Genomic DNA, 20,703 nt, shown 5'->3' with positions numbered 1-20,703 from the left:
CTAACACCTAACCCTACGACACATTAGGAATTAATTTAAATTAATTCTTATTGTGTTTACTATAAGTAAATACTTATACATCAGGGGTGGCGATGCGAAATTCATTGATGCGAATCACGTTAAGACAATTACAGGTGTTCAGATCCGTCTGTAAGTTGCTCTCTTACAGTCGTGCCGCCGAGGCGATGTCGCTGACTCAACCGGCGGTCAGTTTGCAGATCCGTCAGTTGGAAGAACTGATCGATCAGCCATTATTTGAGTATGTGGGTAAAAAACTGTATCTCACGGCCGCTGCCGAACGATTATCCGAGGCGACCACAGATATCTTTCAGCGACTGGATGAGCTGGATATGCAGCTCTCTGATCTGCGTGGCTCACTTAAAGGTCAGTTACGTATCGCGGCTGAGTCGAGCGCCAAATATCTGACACCTCATTTATTGTCGGCATTCCAGCAACGATTTCCTGATGTCAGCCCATTACTTCGGGTTGTAAACCGTGCGCAGATCATACGCCGGCTGGCCGATAACCGTGATGATCTGGTGATCATGTCGCTGGTGCCTGAAGATATGGCGCTCGAGTTTATGCCATTTCTGAATAACCCGATTGTGGCAGTCGCCCCTGCAGAGCATCCGTTATGTCAGATTAAAGCGGAAGAGTTAACGCTGAATGATCTGCAGGAATACCCTTTACTGATCCGTGAGTCAGGCTCCGGTACACGAAAAGCCTGTGAAGAGTTTTTCCAGCAGAAGCGGGTGCATTTCACCAGAACGATGGAACTTAACTCGCACGAGGCACAATGCGAAGGCGTGATGGCCGGACTGGGGATTGCATTTTTACCACGACATGCGGTGTATCGTGAGTTGCAGACCGGGGATTTGCGGGAGCTGCCAGTGAAGGGGCTGCCGCTTTATCGCAGCTGGTGTCTGGTGCATGCGCGCGGGAAACGATTGTCGCCGGTTGCTCAGGCGTTTGTTAATTTCATTCGTACTGAAAGAGACATTATCAGCCAGATCGCGAAACGATTTGAGGTGAAGAAAGGAATTGAATAACGTTCAGCGGGCCAGCAAGTGGGAAAGTACCTGTATTGCTGGCCCCGATTGCAGTGTAAGCAACTTACAGTGGCAGTTTGTCTTTCAGACAAATCGCTTTTAATGCATCCAGATGATGCTGATGTTCAGCTTTTACCGCTTTGAAATGCTCAATGATCTCTCTCGTTGCCGGTGATAGCTTGGCGGCTTTATTGGCTGGCAAGGTATCGTAGTAATACAGCGCCTTGGCATCATCCATCGGGATCGGCGTGCCGGAAGCGATCAGATAAAACACTTTATGCCGGTTAGAACGGGATTCATGATCAAACAGGAAGATGGCGGCATGCGCCTGCAGATTGGTTTCTTCTTTTAGTTCCCGGATCGCAGCTTCCAGACGGGATTCTCCCCGGTTAGCCTGACCGCCCGGAAGCAGCAACAAATCATGACTGGTTTCAGTCAGTAAAATGCCATGTTCACATTCCACAATACAGGTCGCCCTGCGTGGTTTGAAGTGCATGCTCATACGGTTGTACTCCTGTTAATGCTTTGGATTATTTGGATTAAAAATCTTTCCCCATTATTAGTAGGCTTTATCGTAAATGTCTACGCCTGGTCTTTCCGTTTGCGTCATATGACATGTGGTTCTGGTTGAATCTTCAATAGTGGCAATAGAGACATTGAGGGTTCTGAACTACGCTTAGTGATGAGAGATCAGAGAGCAATGATTGGGATCAGACTATGTTTATCGCCAATTTGTCAGTTGCAGAAGCACTGGAAAGCCTCAGAACGACGGAGGAAGGGTTAAGTAATGATGAGGCACAACGCCGCCTGAAAGAGTTTGGTTATAACAAACTGGAAGAGATCAAACGCCAATCCATTCTGCTTCTCTTTCTCAGAGAATTTACTCATTTCTTTGCCATTATTCTGTGGGTTGCCGCCGGGCTGGCATTTTTTGCGGAAGTCAATGCACCCGGTGAAGGAATGCTGGCTCTGGGAATAGCCATTCTTGGCGTTATTTTAATCAATGGCATTTTTTCCTTCTGGCAGGAATATCGTGCTGAACGGGCTATTGCCGCATTAACTAAGTTGTTACCACAGCAAGCTCTGGTATACCGGGATGGCAAGATGCAAACGGTGTCTGCAGAAATTCTGGTGCCTGGTGACTGTCTCGTTCTGGAAGAAGGGGACAATGTTCCTGCCGATTGCCGGGTTATTTATGCCTCCGGAGTGCGGGTAAATACCGCAACGATCACCGGCGAGTCGTTGCCAAAGGCGCGGATTGCAGATGCAGTGACAGATAATTCTGTGTTGAACGCTAAAAATCTGCTGCTGGCGGGTACGTCAATTATGTCTGGTCAGTGCCGGGCAATAATTTTTGCAACCGGACTGCATACTGAGTTTGGCCAGATTGCACATCTTACGCAGACAGAAAAAAGCAGTGTCTCTCATCTGCAACAGGAGATCGCCCGTCTTTCAAAACTGGTCGCCGCGTTTGCCGCTTTTCTGGGGTTGGTATTCTTTGTGGTCGGAACTGTAATCGGGTTGCCCTTCTGGACAAGTCTGATGTTTGCGATTGGCATTATTGTGGCCAATGTGCCGGAAGGGTTGCTGCCGACGGTGACGCTGAGTCTGGCCATGGCCACGCAGCGTATGGCAAAGCGGAATGCACTGGTGCGTCATTTACCAGCAGTAGAAACCCTGGGTTCCACAACAGTGATTTGTTCGGATAAAACGGGCACGCTGACCCAGAACAAGATGACTGCCGCACAGATTTATATTCATGAACAACTCGTTTCCGTTGCTGATCATGCACAGTATGAGAATGAAATCCGGCTGATTCAGAATGCACAATACTGTCATAACCTGAAGAAAAGTTTTCAGAAGAAACATTATGTTTTGCTGGGTGATCCGATGGAGATTGCGCTGGCCGAGTTTGGCAGAAAAAGCCATGATTTTGGCGATATTCCGGTGTTATCTGAAATTGCTTTTGACAGTGAGCGGAAACGTATGTCGGTGGTGATCGAACATGACGGTGTTCGCTGGCTTTATTGTAAGGGCGCACCAGAAATGGTGCTACCGCTCTGCAGTCATATTGATAGCCGGAATGTGATCAGCCCTGCCGATCAGGCGGTACAACAGCAAATCATTGCGGCGCAGAACAGGATGGCGAAGGATGGCTTGCGGGTACTCGCTTTTGCCTATTGCCGTCTGGAAGCAGAGCAGACGCCGCAGGAAGAAAATCTGATTTTTTCGGCACTGATTGGTTTGCAGGATCCGCCACGTCCTGAGGTGAAAGAGGCGATTGAGCGCTGCCATTCAGCGGGGATCAAGGTCATCATGGTGACGGGGGATCATCCGCAGACGGCTGTTGCGATTGCCCGGCAGATTGGTCTGATAAAATCGGATAATCCACTGGTTTTACAAGGTGAAGCTTTACGGAAAATGACCGCGGCACATTTGCATCTGGCGCTGGAAAGCCCCGAGATCATTTTTGCCCGTGTGACGGCAGAGCAGAAAATGCATGTCGTGAAAGCCCTGAAACGGAAAAAGGAAATTGTGGCGGTGACCGGGGATGGCGTAAATGATGCCCCGGCACTGAAAATCGCCGATATCGGGATTGCGATGGGAATATCCGGTACCGATGTTGCCAAAGAAGCTGCGGACATTATTTTATTAGACGACAACTTCGCCAGCATTGTAAATGCTATAGAGGAAGGGCGGACCGTTTTTGAAAATATCCGCAAATTCATGACGTATATTCTGACGTCGAATATTCCTGAAATACTGCCTTATATTGCGTTTGTGATTTTCAGAATTCCGTTACCGCTGACCATTATACAAATACTGGCCGTGGATCTGGGGACAGATATGTTGCCGGCGTTAGCACTGGGTGCGGAACCTTCCGATAAAAAACTAATGCAACAACCACCGCGACCGCCGAAGGAACGCTTGTTATCCTGGGGTGTGGTGATCCGCGCGTATCTGTGGCTGGGAATGCTGGAAGCCGCCGCATCGCTGTTTGTCTTCTTTTTTGTCTTGCGTCAGTCTGGCTGGGAATATGGTTCCATGCTGGGTAACACCGACCCGCTTTATCTGCAAGCGACCACTGCCTGCCTTGCCTCGATTGTCATGGCGCAGGTCATCAATCTTTTTGTCTGCCGGCACCCGAGAGCCTCTGCTTTTCCAATGAAACTGAGTCATAACCCGATGTTATGGCTGGGGATCGCTGTTGAAGTGGTACTGATCCTGCTGGTGGTTTATACCCCATGGGGGAATGAGTTATTTGGTACGCATCCGCTCGAACTCGCCGTGTGGGGGTTGATGATTGTGCTGGCGTTGGGTCTTGGTGTTCTGGAAGAAGGCCGCAAATTGGTGGCTCGTCGTTTTTTCAGCAAGTAAACCTGTATGTCAGGAGTTACTGCGATTTAAATTAGCTAAACCATTGCACATCAGCGCCGGATATAAGGTACATTTTATATAACGCTTATTTGTCGGTTCTATATGGATATTATTCATCTCGATATTAAAAGCATGATGCTGATGTGTGTTTTCATCGGCTTTCTTATTTCCGGCGGGCTTGCCGCTTTACTGCGGGATCGTTATGTCTGTCCGGGCATGCCTTACTGGGTGATCGGATTCTGCTTTTTTACACTTGGTATATTTTTCGCTGTATATCGTGCCTATGCGCCGTTATGGGTTAGTGTCTTTTTCGGTAATGCCTTCAGCTTTATCGGTACCAATCTGTTATGGCTGGGATTGCTGCAATATAACCAGCGTCTCAAATCGGTTCATTATTCCATTCTGGCCTTTTCACTCCTGATAGCACTTTTGCTGCTGTTCATGCTGCATACCGGGGTACCGGAAATAAAACGCGCGGAGCTGGTTTCCTTTGTGTTTAACGTGCAAAGTATCCTGTGCATCCGGGAAGCATTAAAGGACAGAGCGCAATATGAATCAGGACGATTGATGTTTGCGCTCACCTGTATTCTGGCAACCGCCGGTTCCTTATTGCGTTTTCTGACTTATCAGTACGAACCTTCCTACTCCCTGCTGAATACCAACATCAGTAATCTTTTGCTGGTTTTTAACGTTATTATCGTGCTGCTGGGATTAAGTTTCAGCATCATGTTGATCACCTCGCAGTGGCTGCAGCAAAAGCTGGCAGCTTTTGCGTCGTACGATGCCTTAACCGGGATTTATAACCGGTACGGATTGAATGAGCAGTCGGCTGCTTTGTTTAATTCTGACGGCAAGTTATCAGCAACTGATTACAGCGTCGCAATGATTGATATCGATTATTTCAAAAAGACCAATGATGATTATGGTCATCCGGTGGGGGATGCTGTCCTGAAGGAAGTGGCGGAGCGGTTGCGGCAGAACATCCGGCACCACGATATTCTGGCGCGTTATGGCGGGGAAGAGTTCATTGTCGTCTTGCCGGGAACGAACATAACGGACGCGTTACATTGGGCGGAGCGGGTCAGGGCGCAGGTTGCAGCGAAACCCATACAGGTTGATCAGCATGCTATTCAGATCACGCTGAGTATTGGTGTTGTGGCATTACCCGGAAAAGACAAGCATTCCGCATTTGATGAAGCGATCAGACAAGCGGATATTGCTTTGTATCAGGCCAAAGAAAACGGCAGAAATCAGGTGCGTTGCTTTGGCGCTGTAGTCTGATCGCTCAGTTCGGGGCAAATATGCTACCCGTTAGTTCACACCGCCGGAACCGAATGCTTCTGCGTAAATTCGTTCGCCGGCAACACCACTGCGTTGTAATTCACTGAGGTAATGGCGCATAAAGGGCGCTGGTCCGCAGAGGTAAAATTCTGCATCTGCCAGTTCAGGCGAAAGCAGACTTTCAATCGCGAAAGGAGCATGTTCTGCGTTTGTATCCTGTTCTGTTCGCTGATCATAGAAAAACCGGGCTTCGACATTCGCCTGATTTACAGCTAGTTGTTCCACGTGTGGTTTAAATGCATGCACGGCGTTATTACGGCAGGCATGGATAAAATGGATTTTCCGCGACGAATTTGTTGCCACCAGATGATTCAGAATGGAAACCATAGGCGTAATGCCGACCCCGCCACTGAGTAATACCACCGGTGTTTGTACCGTTTCATTCAGGAAAAACTCACCTTGCGGCATGGAGATATCCAGAACTGCATTTTCAGCAAACTGATCATGCAACAGGTTGGAAACCTGACCTTCCGGTTTTTCCGCATTGCCCTGTTCCCGTTTTACGGAGATACGCAGGTAGTCATTACCCGGTGCATCGGAAAGGGAATATTGACGTGGCTGGAAAAGATTCCATTCCGGTACAAACAGTTTAGCGCTGATGTATTGCCCTGGCTTGTAAGACGGCACTTTTCCGCCATCGATTGGGTACAGATAGAATGAAGTGATTTCGTCACTTTCCTGTACTTTTTTGCCAATGCGGAACGGGCGCCAGCCAGTCCAGCCGCCATCCTGCTGTGTGGCCTGCTGATACAGATCGGATTCCAGATTGATAAACAGATCGGCCAGTTCGGTATAAGCTGCTGCCCAGGCGCTGACCAGTTCATCGGTGGCCGCATCGCCCAATACTTCTTTAATGGATGCCAGCAGGTGACGACCGACGATCGCGTAATGTTCTGCTCTGATACCTAGGCTGACATGCTTATGCGCGATCCGTTCGACCACCGGAAGCAGCACTGATGGATCATCAATATTTTCTGCGTAAGCCGCAACGGCCATTGCCAGCGCTTCCTGCTGACGACCTGAATTCTGGTGTCCCTGATTGAATATGTTTTTCAGCTCAGGATTATGCGTAAACATACGCTGATAAAAATGTTTGGTGAGTGCTACGCCATTGGTCTTTAATACCGGAACAGTTGCTTTAACTAAGGCTTTTTGTTGTTCGTTCATAGGCTCTCCATGATGAGAAACCGGAGGCTGATAACGAGCCTCCGGCATTGCTGAGATAAACCGGCTTATTGCGGCAAAGTGGCATTCGCAAACAGAATGTTGTTTTCCAGATGGATATGCTGCATCAGATCTTCGCGTAACTGGGTCAGACCGGTATAAAGCGCACGCCATGTCACACAGGCACCTTCCGGTGGTGTGATATCGTTGGTTAGGCGGGAGAGCTCTTCCAGGCCTTCACCATGCTGTTCATGTTCAAAACGCATCATGGCGATCGGCCCCTGAACCATGTTGTTGTGGCCGGCTTTTAACATCGGGAACAGGATCTGTTCTTCTTTCTGCATATGGCTTTCCATTTCCTGCTGCATATAAAGCAGGTGGTCGGCCAGACCTAACGGGCAACCTGGTTTGTCGGAATGTACATGCTCAACGCGGCGGGCCAGACGAGCCAGTTCCGGTAACTGAATGCGATGCAGGGCATGAAAGCGCTCAAGAATGAAATCGATCAATGCAGCCGGTTCAGCGGTACGCCAGTCGGTATCTTCACTCGGTAATTGCTGTACCTGTTCCAGTTCAGCCACGACCAGAGCGGCATCCAGATTACGATGAGCAATGGCATCTTTTAACGGTTGCTGGCCACCGCAGCAGAAATCCAGTTTAAATTTATGGAATACGCGGGTAGCACCAGGAATTTCACAGGCAATGCTGGCAATAGTTTGTTCGAGTAAGGACATAATGGATCTCCTTGAGGGGGAATAGGGTAGATTGATCTCGATCAATATATGGCAAACATCGTGCCTAAATTTAATTCATTGAATTATAAGATAAATATATTTTTATGGTTGTTTTCACCATTACCTGATAGGGTTAAATAAACCATTTAGGGTTATTAATACCATGTTCGATGATTCAATTTTGCTTGATCTCACCAGCGAGTTACCGCGCTCTGTTCGTCAGGAACGGCTGGTGGTGGCGATCCGGACTTATTTCGGTTGTGGGGCGGTTGGTTTACTGAAGCTGGACGGCGATTGTCTGTGTCCGGTGGCGGTTGATGGCCTGGCACATGAAACCTTAGGTCGCCGCTTTGTGGTGGCGCAACATCCCCGTCTCGTTACTATTTTATCCAGTCGATCAGCGGTTCGTTTTGAGCCGGGAAGTCCTTTGCCTGATCCTTATGATGGGTTACTGGATTCGCAACGCGGGATGCCATTACCTGTGCACGATTGCATGGGGATCAGCCTGTATCTGGAAGGCCGGCTGTGGGGCGCATTAACGCTGGATGCTTTTGACGGCTGTGTGTTTGATGAACAGGCCGGAGATAAACTGGCTCACAGCGCCATTCTGGCTGAAGCCGTAGTACGCATGAGCCGTCTTGAGGAAGAGATTCGTGCTTCGCGTGCTGGCAGCCTCGTTTCAGAAACCTTGCTGGTGGATGAACAAGGTTCTGGAGAAGGCGAAATTATTGGGCAAAGTGCCATTTTGCTGAAGCTGCTGCATGAGCTGGATGTCGTCGCTAATTCAGAATTGCCGGTATTGCTGTTAGGTGAAACCGGCGTTGGGAAAGAGCTGTTTGCCCGCCGTTTACACCGTAAATCCCCCCGGCATAATGCGCCGCTTATTCATGTGAACTGTGCGGCGTTACCGGAGTCGCTGGCGGAAAGTGAGTTATTTGGTCATGTAAAAGGCGCGTTCTCCGGTGCCATGAGCGATCGTCCCGGCCGGTTTGAGGCAGCCAATGGCGGTACTTTATTTCTGGATGAAGTGGGTGAGTTGCCATTGACGGTGCAGGCTAAATTGCTGCGCACGCTGCAAAACGGCGAGATCCAGCGACTGGGTGCGGATCAACCACGAAAAGTAGATGTCCGGATCATTGCCGCAACTAACCGTCAGTTGCATGAACAGGTAAGGGAAGGACAGTTCCGTGCCGATCTTTATCACCGTTTGTCGGTATATCCGGTGCCGATCCCTCCGTTGCGCGAACGCGGCAATGATGTGCTGTTACTGGCAGGTAATTTCCTTGAGCTTAATCGCGCACGGCTTGGATTTCGCAGTCTGCGGCTATCACCGGCTGCCGAGCAAGCGCTCTGTTCCTATGACTGGCCGGGCAATGTACGCGAGCTGGAACATGTGATCAGCCGGGCCGCTTTACGAGCTGTCAGCCGCGGGGCATTAAGAACCGAGATTGTCACTCTTGAGCCGGAGCATCTGGCGCTTGATGCAACCATTATCAGGACGATAAACAAAGCAGAAAATGCGCTTATTCCTGAGATAGAGAGTAATGAACCAGCGGTGTCTTTAAAGATTGCGGTGGATGGTTATCAGCGGCAGTTGATCCGCCAGACGCTGGAAATTTGTCAGGGTAACTGGGCTAATGTTGCCCGCCGGCTGGAGCTTGATCCAAGTAATTTGCACAAATTGGCGAAGCGGTTGGGGTTGAAATAATGGAGGGCAGGAAAGCACCGATGAAAGATGCTTTCCTGTATTAATCACATTAACTGAGTAACTCGCGTGCTTTACTCAGCACATTCTCGTCACTGAAACCAAACAGCTTGAACAACTGCTCTGCCGGAGCGGATTCACCGAAGCTGGTCATGCCAATCACAGTGCCATCGAGGCCGGTATAACGCTGCCAGTAATCGGCAACGCTGGCTTCAATCGCCAGACGGGCGCGGATGGCTTTCGGCAGCACCTGTTCTCTGTATTCCGCCGTTTGTTTGTCAAACCGTTCGGTGCAGGGCAGGGAAACAACGCGGACTTTCTTGCCTTCCGCACTCAGCGTGTTGGCAGCGTTAACCGCCAGGCCCACTTCCGAACCGGTGGCCAGAATAATCAGTTCCGGGGTGCCGTCGCAGTCCAGCAGGGTGTAACCACCGCGTTCAATGTCACTGACTTGCTGGGTGGTTCTTGGCTGCTGCGTCAGTGCCTGACGGCTGAAGATCAGCGCACTCGGGCCATTCTGACGTTCAATCGCTGCTTTCCATGCCACCGCAGATTCCACCTGGTCACAAGGGCGCCAGGTTTCCATGTTCGGGGTCAGTCGTAAGCTGGCGAGTTGCTCCACCGGCTGGTGGGTCGGGCCGTCTTCACCCAGACCAATCGAGTCGTGGGTATATACAAAGATGGAGCGTTGCTTCATCAGTGCTGCCATGCGGACTGCGTTACGGGCATATTCCATAAACATCAGGAAGGTGCCGCCATAAGGAATGAAACCGCCGTGCAGGGTAATACCGTTCATGATGGCCGACATACCAAACTCACGCACACCGTAGTGCATGTAGTTGCCTTGTGGTGTTTCTGCGCTGACGTCTAACGCTGATGTGTGGCGGGTCAGATTGGACGGCGCTAAATCCGCGGAACCACCGAGTAATTCAGGTAAAATTTTCGCGTATTCATTGAGCGCTTTCTGGCTGGCCTGACGGCTGGCGATATTGGCCGGGTTGGCCTGTAAATCCGCGATGTAGGCGTTGGCTTTGTCTGCCCAATCCGCCGTTAAGGTGCCAGCACTACGACGCAGTAACTCAGCCGCTTCCTGCGGGAACACTTCCTGATAAGCCGCAAACTGCTGGTTCCACTGTTTTTGAACTAGCTGGCCTTGGGCTTTGCCATCCCACGCCTGATAGATATCCTGTGGAATTTCAAATGGCGCATGCGGCCAGTGCAGTAATTCGCGCACTTTGGTGACTTCATCTTTACCCAGTGGTGCCCCATGACAATCGTGACTGCCGGATTTATTTGGTGAACCGTAACCAATGATGGTTTTACAGCAAATCAGCGTCGGCCGTTGCTGGTCTTTCTTCGCTTCTTTAATCGCCCGGTCAATCGCCTGCGGGTCATGACCGTCCACTGCGTCGATAACCTGCCAGCCGTAAGCGCGAAAGCGGGCGGGGGTGTCATCTGTAAACCAGCCATCCACATGCCCATCAATCGAGATACCGTTGTCATCCCAGAACGCAATCAGCTTACCCAGCTCCAAGGTTCCCGCCAGTGAACACACTTCATGCGAAATCCCTTCCATCAGACAGCCGTCGCCCATAAAGGCATAGGTGTAGTGGTCAACGATGTCATGGCCGGGTTTATTAAACTGTGCCGCCAGTGTTTTCTCCGCTAAAGCCATACCCACCGCATTGGCAATGCCCTGACCGAGCGGGCCGGTGGTGGTTTCGATACCCGGCGCATAACCGTATTCCGGATGGCCCGGCGTCTTACTGTGCAGCTGACGGAATTGTTTTAACTCGGCCAGTGGCAGGTCATAACCGGTGAGATGCAACAGCGAATACAGCAGCATCGAACCATGACCGTTAGAGAGCACAAAGCGGTCGCGGTTGATCCAGGTTGGGTCAGTCGGGTTGTGTTTGAGATGATGACGCCACAATACTTCAGCGATATCCGCCATACCCATCGGCGCACCGGGGTGGCCGGAATTGGCCTGCTGTACAGCATCCACGCTCAGCATACGCACGGCATTAGCCAGGGTTTTCGGGTCTAAACTCATCAGAAAGCTCCAGAAATCAGCTAAATAATAAAAAATAGGGAAAAGACAGGCGGTCAGGTGTAGCTATGCAGAAGTATTGGCAGAGGGCAGTTATCCCTGTCGGATGACCCTCCGCGCCAGGGATGGCGCGGCGGAGCGTCCAGGGATGGATTTACAGCGAGTCAGGAGACAGGGATAACTGTCCGACCCGCTGCACACGCAATACAGCAAACACACCAGACAAGCCATCAAGCCAGACGAGTAGCCAGCAACTGCTCCAGCTTCACCTGATCAATCGCAAAATTACGGATACCTTCCGCCAGCTTCTCGGTCGCCATCGCATCTTCATTGTGCTGCCAGCGGAACTCGGCTTCACTCAGCGGCGTTGGGCGTGGCAGACGCAAACCGTCATCAGCCAGCTGACGTACCAGCTCACCGGACTGCGCATCCAGATCCTGCAGCAGGTTCGGGCTGATAGTCAGACGATCACAACCTGCCAGTGCCAGCACCTCTTCCGCACTGCGGAAACTCGCGCCCATTACCACGGTGTTGTAGCCATGCTGTTTGTAATACTGATAAATCGCTTTCACCGATTTCACGCCCGGGTCATTTTCGGCGGTATAGGTTTCACCGGTTTTGGCTTTGTACCAGTCCAGAATTCGGCCGACAAACGGCGAAATCAGATAGGCACCGGCTTCGGCACAGGCGCGGGCCTGAGCGAATGAAAACAGCAACGTCAGGTTGCAGTTAATGCCTTCTTTTTCCAGCTGTTCCGCGGCACGGATACCTTCCCAGGTTGAGGCGATTTTAATCAGCACACGGGAACGGGGAATACCCTGATACTCATACAAGCCAATCAGCTTGCGGGCTTTTTCGATGGTGGCGGCGGTATCAAACGACAAACGCGCATCGACTTCGGTGGAGATACGGCCCGGCACATGTTTCAGGACTTCACAACCAATCGCCACAATCAGACGGTCGGCGGCTTCTTCGACCTGCACAGCGATATCGGCAGAAAGTTGTTTGGCCTGAGACACTACCTGTTCCAGTAGTGGCGCATATTCCGGACTGGAGACGGCTTTTAAAATCAGTGATGGGTTAGTTGTCGCATCTTCGGGGGAATACAATTTAATGGCGGGTAATTCGCCAGTGTCAGCCACCACGGTGGTCATGGCACGTAATTGATTTAACAAACTGCTCACGGTAACTCCTTGTCACGCTGGGTGGAAAACATGTGTAAATACGCCTGGAATGAATGAATAAATATTCCATATGGTATTAATATGCAGATATTTTATGTTGATACCTGAGGCTAGTGTCTATAACAAAGGAGTAAAAAATGGATGTCGTTCACACAATTGAGGTTTCAAGCGGTCTGAGCAGATGCAAATGATCGGATATAGATATGCATAATCAGTTTATATTATGCGGACCTGATTGGTGTTCTTTGGTGAATTTATAATCATTGCAATATTTGATTGAGAGCGTGAGCTTTAGATTTGTATTTATAATCCAATTAATTACACATGTTTTTCCAAGCTTTTTTATTTTTTTAGATATCTCAGCGAGTTATCTCTTTCTCTTGTTTCCTGATCTGCTGATTATTGTGAGTCTGCTCTAGTTTCTTTTACTCCGTTATGGACAAGTTGTCAGGGGAGGTCTAGTTTTCATAACGAATATATACCCTAGTGTGAATAAATATTCCAAGGAGCTCGACAATGAAAAGAAATTTCTTCAAACCATGTTTGATTGCTTTGTCTCTTGCTGCAGCTACAAGTGCGTATGCCGACAATGGTTTGATTGCCATTATCACACCTTCGCATGATAACCCTTTCTTTAAAGCTGAAGCTGAAGGTGCGAAGGCCAAAGCGACGGAACTGGGATATTCCACTTTGGTCGCCTCACATGATGATGATGTGAACAAGCAAAACCAACTTATTACGACTGCAATTGCGCGGAAAGCAAAAGCCATCATCCTCGACAACGCAGGATCTGATGCAACAATCGGTTCATTAAAAACCGCAAAAGAAGCGGGCATTCCAGCATTCCTGATTGACCGAGAAATCAATGAAACTGGTGTGGCAGTGTCACAGATTGTTTCGAACAACTATCAGGGCGCTCAACTTGGTGCTCAGAAATTTGTTGAATTGATGGGTGAAAAAGGTAAATACGTCGAATTATTAGGACGTGAATCAGACACCAACGCGCATGTACGTTCTCAAGGCTATCATGATGTCATTGATGATTATGCTGATATGAAAATGGTAGCTCAGCAAACAGCTAACTGGAGTCAGACTGAAGCATTCACTCGTATGGAGTCAATTCTGCAGGCTAACCCGGATATTAAAGGTGTTATTTCTGGTAATGACACAATGGCATTAGGCGCTGAAGCTGCATTAAAAGCTGCTGGTCGTAATGATGTTATTGTGGTCGGTTTTGATGGTAGTGATTATGTCCGCGATTCTATTATAGCGAAAAGTAATATCAAAGCGACCGTTCTGCAGCCTGCCTGGGATCAAGCTCAAATGGCAGTTGTTCAGGCTGATCAATATATCAAAACCGGAAAATCAGGTAAGGATGAAAAGCAGTTAATGGATTGTATTTTAATTGATGAGAATAATGCTAAAAACTTAGATACGTTCTCTCTTAAAAAATAATCAGACAGTGGTGGTGTATTAACTGATACACCACCAATGGAGAAACATTATGCTGTGCTCTAAAAACATAAAATTTGGTGTGATTGTTGTTTGGATGTGCACCATGCTGTCCGGGTGTGATGTTGTAAAATTGGATCAGGATGGAAAGCCGATTTTACCTATGTCGGCAGAAGATGCTGCCTCGATTAAAAATATGACACCAAAAGATATTGCTGAAAAATTATGGGGGCAAATTGTTCCTGAAGCTAAACAAAAGTCTATTACCTGGGAGAAAATTAAATCTGAGGTAACGACTGCTAAATCTGGCAAGAATAAAAGTTATTTTGTGAGTTTTGAGGGGGTTGTTGATGCCTTGGATACTTCGACAAAAGAACGCTCTATAAAAATAAATGTTGCTGGCGATAATGTGTCATTGCAGTTAGGTCCGATCGTAAAAGGAAATGCAATTCGTGATGCGGCATCATTTATTCAGTTTGATCAGTTTAAAAATCAGGTTCAATTTGCCAAATTATCTAAAGAGTTAAATAAAAAGGCTCTGCTTGGAATATCAATGCCTGATGCTGCCTGGCAAGGTAAGTCGGTTGATGTGTTAGCTGCAGCGACAATAAGTGATAATGGTGTTGTTGATATTATTCCTATTGAGATTATTAAAAGGTGATTGCTGTGAATAATAAACCAGATATTATTATGCGCGCTGAAAAAATCTCTATGGTATTCCCCGGAACAAAAGCACTGGATAATGTTAATTATCGAGTCTACAAAGGGAAAGTGAATGTTATCATAGGTGAAAATGGTGCTGGTAAATCAACTTTGATGAAAATTCTGGCCGGTGTTCAACAACCGACAGAAGGACATATTTTTATCAATGATAACGAAGTAAAGCTTTTGGATACTCGTAGTGCTGCTGAACATGGTGTTGGCATGGTTCATCAGGAGTTAAATTTATCTGAAAACCTTACTGTTGCTGAAAATATATTCCTTGGTCGTGAAATTCAGCATGGTCTTCACCCCATAGATAATAAAGCGCAATATCAGGTTACACAGAAATTAATCGCCCGTCTGAAACAGGATATTGATCCTAATGAAATAGTTTCAAACCTTAAAGTGGGTCAGAAACAACTTGTTGAAATAGCAAAAGCATTAGCTGAAAAAGTTGATGTTCTTATTCTGGATGAACCAACATCAGCACTCAGCAAAAAAGAAGTTGAAATATTATTTCAGGTAATCAGAGATTTAACTAATCAAGGTGTATCTATTATCTATATCTCGCATCGGTTAGAAGAACTGATGGAGATAGGTGATTACATCACGATTCTGCGGGATGGTCATTTCCAGGCAGAAGCTGCGGTTACTGATATTGATGTTCCATGGATTGTCAGAGAAATGTTAGGCAGTGATCCTGTCACTGACTTCTTGCCGGAAAACAGAGAATTTGGCCCTCCGATGCTGGAGGCTGAGCATATCACTTTAATTAATGAGTCTGGAAATAAAGTTGTTAATGACGTTTCATTTATTTTACGCGCTGGCGAAATAGTTGGAATTTACGGTTTGATGGGGGCTGGTCGCACAGAATTGTTTGAGTGCTTATTAGGGCAATCAGAATATCAGGGGCGGTTTTCTTTAAATGGTAAAATTATAAGCCCAAGTATTCATACATCAGATCGAATTCGGATGGGGCTAAGCCTGGTACCTGAAGATAGAAAGAAAACCGGTATCTTCCCAATTAGTTCTGTTGCAAATAATCTTACCATTTCAAGTCTGTGGAAAAGATTGAAGAATGGAATTTCCATTTTAGATGAAGATGAAAACAAGGTGGTAGATGACACAATTAAAAATCTATCCATTAAGGTTTCATCACCAAAAGTTGAAATTCAGGCATTAAGTGGTGGTAATCAGCAGAAAGTGGTTATTGGCCGCTCACTGCTTACTGAGCCAAAGGTATTGTTATTAGATGAGCCGACCCGAGGTATTGATGTTGGAGCCAAAGGGGATGTTTTTGAAATGATGGTAAAACTCTCTGAACAGGGAATCGGTATCTTATTTTCAACATCAGATTTGAAAGAAATTATGGCGGTGTCAGATCGGATCCTGGTTATGTCAAATGGTCTTTTGACAGCAGACTTGCCCCGTTCTGGTACAACTGAATCTCAACTCGTAACTGCAAGTGCACAAGGGTTTTAATTATGAAAGTTAAAGCGCTGGAAGGTGGAATCCCTATGTCAAAAGCATCATTTTCAAAAGAGAATATATTTCTTTTGCTGTTGAAGTTAAGAACGTTTATTGCGTTATTTGTTATTCTTGGTTTTTTTACCATAATGGTTGATGGGTTTCTTGAACCTACCAGTTTGGTTATTATGGTTAAACATATTTCTATTAATGCTTTTTTAGCGTTGGGTATCTCTTTTGTTATTATTACGGCGGGTATAGACCTCTCGATAGGTGCCACACTTGGCTTCTGTGGTATGGTTGCTGGTTATATGATTGCAAAAGGGATTGTTCTTTCTCCTTTAGGTATAGCAATATTTCCTAGTATCTGGGTTGTTGTTCCTGTTGTGCTGGTTGTGGGCGCATTAATTGGGGCAATAAATGGGCTGATAATTACCAGATATAACGTAGCGCCATTTATTTGTACTCTGGGAACAATGTATATTGTTCGTGGTGCTGCGATGTTACTTTCCGGAGGGGAAACATTCCCTGGGTTATCAGGAAATTCTCAATTAGGTAATACTGGTTTTGAACAAATTGGTGCAGGTACTTTATTGGGTTTACCGTATGCAATTTGGATGATGTTTGTTTTGGCTGCAATTGTTGCATACATTGCGAAGAAACTACCATTTGGACGCCACGTATATTCTATCGGTGATAATGAACGCGCAGCTGAATTATCAGGCATTAAAGTAAAAAATATAAAGATATGGGTTTATACCATCTCTGGTTTCTGTGCTGCTATAGCCGGGATTGTGGTGTCATCTCAGTTGGTCGCAAGTCATCCGGCAACAGGTACTGCATTTGAAATGAATGCCATTGCGGCAGTGGTATTAGGTGGGACTTCTCTGGCCGGGGGCCGCGGAACGATTACTGGCACACTTATCGGTGCATTTGTTATCGGCATTCTGGCTGATGGTCTTGTGATGATGGGTGTAAGTGAATTCTGGCAAATGGTCATTAAAGGTATCGTGATCATTGTTGCGGTCATCATCGATCAGATGCAAAGCCGTCTGCAGTACAAAGCAGCGATTATGTCTCAGAAAGCACATAGTGCATAAGTAAGTCCCGGTTATATATGAACAGGTTATTTGGCAGAGGTTTCAACCGGTAAAATTTGAATCGAAAGATCTTTTTTACCTGGAAGGAATAAATATTCAACATCGAATATATTAGAGGTTGTTATGAATCCATTCTCACTATCTATCAAAGAGTTGGAAAAGAAAGCAAAAGCAATACGTCGACGTATTGTAGTTCTGAATGCTGAAAGTCCGGCTGGCGGACACACCGGTGCGGACCTGTCTCAGGTTGATATCGTGACTGCACTGTACTTCCGGATTCTTAATCGCAGCCCGAAAGATCTGAATGACCCGGAACGTGACATTTATATCCAATCCAAGGGTCATGCAGCCGGTGGTTATTACTGCTGTCTGGCTGAAGCGGGTTATTTTCCGGAAGAGTGGTTGCCAACTTATCAACATGCAGATTCCAAGCTTCCGGGTCATCCGGTACGTCAGAAAACTCCTGGCGTAGAGCTGAACACTGGTGCATTAGGTCATGGGTTACCAGTGGCTGTCGGTTTAGCAATTGCAGCGAAAAAAAGTAACAGCAAACGCCGGATTTTTGTTGTAACGGGTGATGGTGAATTAGCAGAAGGCAGTAATTGGGAAGCAGCACTGGTTGCCGCTCATTACAAACTCGACAACCTGATCATCATTAATGATAAGAACAGACTCCAGCTTGCTGGCTACACCAAAGAAATCATGAATACCGATCCGTTGGATGAAAAATGGAAAGCGTTTGGTATGCAGGTTTCTGAATGTCAGGGCAACGACATGCGTTCTGTAGTTGAAACGCTGGAAGGCTTGAAACAAGAGGGCAAACCAAATGTGGTGATTGCTCATACCGAAAAAGGCGCTGGTGTTTCATTTATTCAGGGGCGTCCTGAATGGCATCACAAGGTGCCAAAAGGTGAAGAAGTAGAATTGGCATTGAAGGAGTTGAATGATGAGTAACGCAGAACATTTAGCCAGCGTAATGGTCGAGCGGTTAATCGCCGCAGTTGATAACGGTATTGATGTCGTTCCCGTTGTTGCCGATTCAACTTCAACTGCCAAGATCGCACCTTTTGTGAAGAAATTTCCGGATCGATTGGTCAATGTGGGTATTGCAGAACAGGCCATGGTTGGTACAGCGGCTGGTTTGGCATTGGGCGGCAAAGTTGCCGTTACCTGTAATGCCGCGCCATTTTTGATTTCACGTGCCAATGAACAGGTGAAGGTCGACGTTTGCTACAACAATACCAACGTGAAATTGTTTGGTCTGAACTCAGGCGCCAGTTATGGTCCATTGGCGAGTACACACCATTGTCTGGATGATATCTCTATATTGCGCGGTTTCGGTAATATTCAGATCTTCGCCCCATCTTGCCCTGAAGAATGTCGACAAATCATTGATTATGCTTTAACAACTATCGGCCCTGTTTACGTCCGGCTAGATGGAAAAGAATTACCCGTGTTACACGATGAGAACTATAAGTTTGTCCCTGGAAATATTGATGTTCTTCGTCACGGCTCTGATATTGCGTTGATTGCGATGGGGTCTACGGTGCATGAAGCCGTCGATGCGGCTGCGCAGCTCGAAGATCAGCATATTTCTGTAACTGTCATTAGCGTGCCGTCCATTCGCCCTTGTAATCGGGCTGCGTTGTTAGATGCAATTGGTCATGTCAAACAAGTGATCACTATTGAGGAACACAATATCAATGGTGGTTTAGGTAGCCTTGTGTCAGAAGTGCTGGCTGAACATGGTGCTGCAATTCCGTTATTGCGTTTAGGTATTCCGGATGGTGGCTATGCTTTGGCTGCTGGTCGGGCTGCAATGCGTGCCTATCATGGCTTTGATGCTAACAGCATTGTTAAGCAGTCAGTTCAGCTGATAAAAGGAGGCCTGGATGCTTAAGCCTTTTATCATTGCTATTGATGAAGGCACCACCAATGCCAAAGCGATCACTGTTGATTCTGATGGCAATATTGTCGCGAAAGGTAGTGTGCCTGTCTCTCTGAACCACCCCAAGCCGGGGTGGGCAGAACAGGATCCGTGGCAAATCTGGAATGCAACTGAACAGGCGATTACGCAATGTCTTCAATCTTCAGATATTTCAGCTCTGAAGGGAATTGCGGTCAGTAATCAGCGTGAGTCAGTTCTGGTATGGGAACGCCAGTCAGGTCAGCCGTTAACACCTATTGTCAGTTGGCAATGCCGTCGCTCTGAAGCACTTTGCCGGGAGATAGCCAATAAACCGGAAGCAGCCCGTGTCATACAGCTAACCGGATTAGCGCTGGATCCATTGTTCCCGGCAGCCAAGATCGCCTGGTTGCTGGATAGCCTTCAGGATGGTCGTCACCGCGCAGAAGCAGGTGAACTTTGTGTCGGAACGGTTGATGCGTGGCTGGTCTGGAATCTGACCGGTGGCGAGTCGTTCGTTACCGATCATTCTAATGCATCGCGTTATCAGTTATTCAACATCCATACCCTGAGCTGGGATGATGAATTACTTCGTATTTTTGGTATTCCCCGGGCCTGTTTGCCGAAGGTTCTGCCATCGTCTGAACTGCGAGGTGATACCAAAGGGTGTGCCTCTTTACCGGATGGTATTCCCGTGCTGTCGCAGGTCGGTGATTCGCATGCCGCGCTATATGGCCAGGGCGGGTTTAATCCCGGGACAGTCAAAGCCACTTATGGCACAGGCAGTTCGTTGATGACCCGCATCGATAAAGCGCCTGTCGGTGATTTCGGTTTGAGTTCAACGGTTGCCTGGCATGACGGTGAAGCGAGTCTGGCTTTGGAAGGCAATATCACTCATACCGGTGCTGGCCTGGCCTTCGTTTCCCGTATTTTGGGAATTAATGATTTCGACAAACTGAGTCAGATGGCGGAATCAGTAGAAAATAATGCCGGAGTTTACTTCGTCCCTGCGTTATCAGGATTGGGTGCACCTTACTGGGATACTCAGGCCCGCGGGATGTTCTGCGGACTCACCGATGCCACTACGCCAGCCGTGATGGCTCGTGCTGGTCTTGAGTCAATCGCTTATCAAATCGCCGATGTGTTCCATGCTATGGAACAAGCTGCGGGTTGTCGTCTGGATGCCTTGCTGGTTGATGGTGGTGCCACCAAAAATCGTTGGCTGATGCAATTCCAGGCGGATTTACTGCAAAGAACCATCGTCCGTAATCAGGTGGCGGAAATTTCAGCCTTAGGGGCAGCCTATCTGGCAGGGAAAGCGATTGGTTGGTGGAAAGATCACCAACAGTTATCTGCATTGCCACGGGAAGTGGAATATATCGAACCAAGAGCGCAATCAGCAGAAATGCTGGCTAACTATCTGCAATGGAAAACGGCCGTTGCTCGTGCCCGTTTTCAGCCTAAATAATTT

General features: G+C 47.6%; 16 protein-coding genes. 11 read left to right on the top strand and 5 right to left on the bottom strand.

Features of this window, described 5'->3' with window-relative positions; genetic code table 11:
- Positions 1-92: 92 nt before the first annotated feature.
- Positions 93-1,049: a LysR family transcriptional regulator gene (locus TOLA_RS09370; protein ID WP_015878925.1), complete on the top strand. Its 957-nt coding sequence runs from the start codon at positions 93-95 to the stop codon at positions 1,047-1,049.
- A 64-nt stretch (positions 1,050-1,113) separates the two neighbouring features.
- Here TOLA_RS09370 and TOLA_RS16365 read toward each other — a convergent pair whose 3' ends face one another.
- Positions 1,114-1,551 (bottom strand): NUDIX hydrolase, encoded by a 438-nt coding sequence (locus TOLA_RS16365; RefSeq protein WP_015878924.1) that lies wholly within the window; start codon positions 1,549-1,551, stop codon positions 1,114-1,116.
- 215 nt (positions 1,552-1,766) lie between these two features.
- Here TOLA_RS16365 and TOLA_RS09360 point away from each other — a divergent pair, with 215 nt between their 5' ends.
- Both TOLA_RS09360 and TOLA_RS16360 read left to right on the top strand, forming a co-directional pair.
- Positions 1,767-4,427 carry a cation-translocating P-type ATPase gene (locus tag TOLA_RS09360; protein ID WP_015878923.1) on the top strand — a complete coding sequence of 887 codons (2,661 nt, stop codon included), beginning with the start codon at positions 1,767-1,769 and terminating at the stop codon, positions 4,425-4,427.
- Positions 4,428-4,529: 102 nt separating this feature from the next.
- Entirely contained in the window at positions 4,530-5,708 is a 1,179-nt protein-coding gene (locus tag TOLA_RS16360; RefSeq protein ID WP_015878922.1) for a GGDEF domain-containing protein, read from the top strand.
- A 30-nt stretch (positions 5,709-5,738) separates the two neighbouring features.
- On the opposite strand, the gene hmpA is transcribed toward TOLA_RS16360, so the two are convergent.
- Together hmpA and ytfE are read right to left on the bottom strand one after the other, a co-directional pair.
- A complete protein-coding gene (gene hmpA / locus TOLA_RS09350) occupies positions 5,739-6,935 on the bottom strand; it encodes an NO-inducible flavohemoprotein (protein WP_015878921.1) in 1,197 nt (398 codons plus the stop codon).
- A 65-nt stretch (positions 6,936-7,000) separates the two neighbouring features.
- A complete protein-coding gene (ytfE, locus tag TOLA_RS09345) occupies positions 7,001-7,666 on the bottom strand; it encodes an iron-sulfur cluster repair protein YtfE (protein WP_015878920.1) in 666 nt (221 codons plus the stop codon).
- Positions 7,667-7,829: 163 nt separating this feature from the next.
- Here ytfE and norR point away from each other — a divergent pair, with 163 nt between their 5' ends.
- Positions 7,830-9,374, top strand: coding sequence for a nitric oxide reductase transcriptional regulator NorR (norR, locus tag TOLA_RS09340; RefSeq protein ID WP_015878919.1), 1,545 nt, complete (start codon positions 7,830-7,832; stop codon positions 9,372-9,374).
- A gap of 49 nt (positions 9,375-9,423) precedes the next feature.
- Here norR and tkt read toward each other — a convergent pair whose 3' ends face one another.
- Together tkt and tal are read right to left on the bottom strand one after the other, a co-directional pair.
- A complete protein-coding gene (gene tkt / locus TOLA_RS09335) occupies positions 9,424-11,424 on the bottom strand; it encodes a transketolase (RefSeq protein WP_015878918.1) in 2,001 nt (666 codons plus the stop codon).
- 227 nt (positions 11,425-11,651) lie between these two features.
- Positions 11,652-12,605, bottom strand: coding sequence for a transaldolase (tal, locus tag TOLA_RS09330; RefSeq protein WP_015878917.1), 954 nt, complete (start codon positions 12,603-12,605; stop codon positions 11,652-11,654).
- A gap of 516 nt (positions 12,606-13,121) precedes the next feature.
- Here tal and TOLA_RS09325 point away from each other — a divergent pair.
- The 7 genes from TOLA_RS09325 to TOLA_RS09295 all read left to right on the top strand — a co-directional run bounded on the left by TOLA_RS09325 (position 13,122) and on the right by TOLA_RS09295 (position 20,700).
- Entirely contained in the window at positions 13,122-14,060 is a 939-nt protein-coding gene (locus tag TOLA_RS09325; RefSeq protein ID WP_015878916.1) for a D-ribose ABC transporter substrate-binding protein, read from the top strand.
- Between the two features lie 49 nt (positions 14,061-14,109).
- Positions 14,110-14,718, top strand: coding sequence for a DUF2291 family protein (locus TOLA_RS09320; RefSeq protein WP_015878915.1), 609 nt, complete (start codon positions 14,110-14,112; stop codon positions 14,716-14,718).
- A gap of 5 nt (positions 14,719-14,723) precedes the next feature.
- Positions 14,724-16,241, top strand: coding sequence for a sugar ABC transporter ATP-binding protein (locus TOLA_RS09315; RefSeq protein ID WP_015878914.1), 1,518 nt, complete (start codon positions 14,724-14,726; stop codon positions 16,239-16,241).
- Between the two features lie 2 nt (positions 16,242-16,243).
- Complete coding sequence (locus tag TOLA_RS09310; RefSeq protein WP_015878913.1) at positions 16,244-17,326, top strand: ABC transporter permease; 1,083 nt, start codon at positions 16,244-16,246, stop codon at positions 17,324-17,326.
- A 123-nt stretch (positions 17,327-17,449) separates the two neighbouring features.
- Complete coding sequence (locus tag TOLA_RS09305; RefSeq protein WP_015878912.1) at positions 17,450-18,280, top strand: transketolase; 831 nt, start codon at positions 17,450-17,452, stop codon at positions 18,278-18,280.
- Entirely contained in the window at positions 18,273-19,226 is a 954-nt protein-coding gene (locus TOLA_RS09300; protein WP_015878911.1) for a transketolase family protein, read from the top strand. Before TOLA_RS09305 ends, TOLA_RS09300 begins: the two co-directional genes overlap by 8 nt.
- The gene (locus TOLA_RS09295; RefSeq protein ID WP_015878910.1) at positions 19,219-20,700 is read left to right on the top strand and encodes an FGGY family carbohydrate kinase; all 1,482 of its coding nucleotides are present in this window, start codon (positions 19,219-19,221) and stop codon (positions 20,698-20,700) included. The genes TOLA_RS09300 and TOLA_RS09295 overlap by 8 nt, the downstream gene beginning before the upstream one ends.
- The last annotated feature ends 3 nt before the right edge of the window (positions 20,701-20,703 follow it).

This window comes from Tolumonas auensis DSM 9187 (assembly GCF_000023065.1).
Lineage (GTDB): Bacteria > Pseudomonadota > Gammaproteobacteria > Enterobacterales > Aeromonadaceae > Tolumonas > Tolumonas auensis.
Note: the sequence above shows the minus strand (reverse complement) of the source record. Positions and strands in the feature narration are given on the sequence as shown.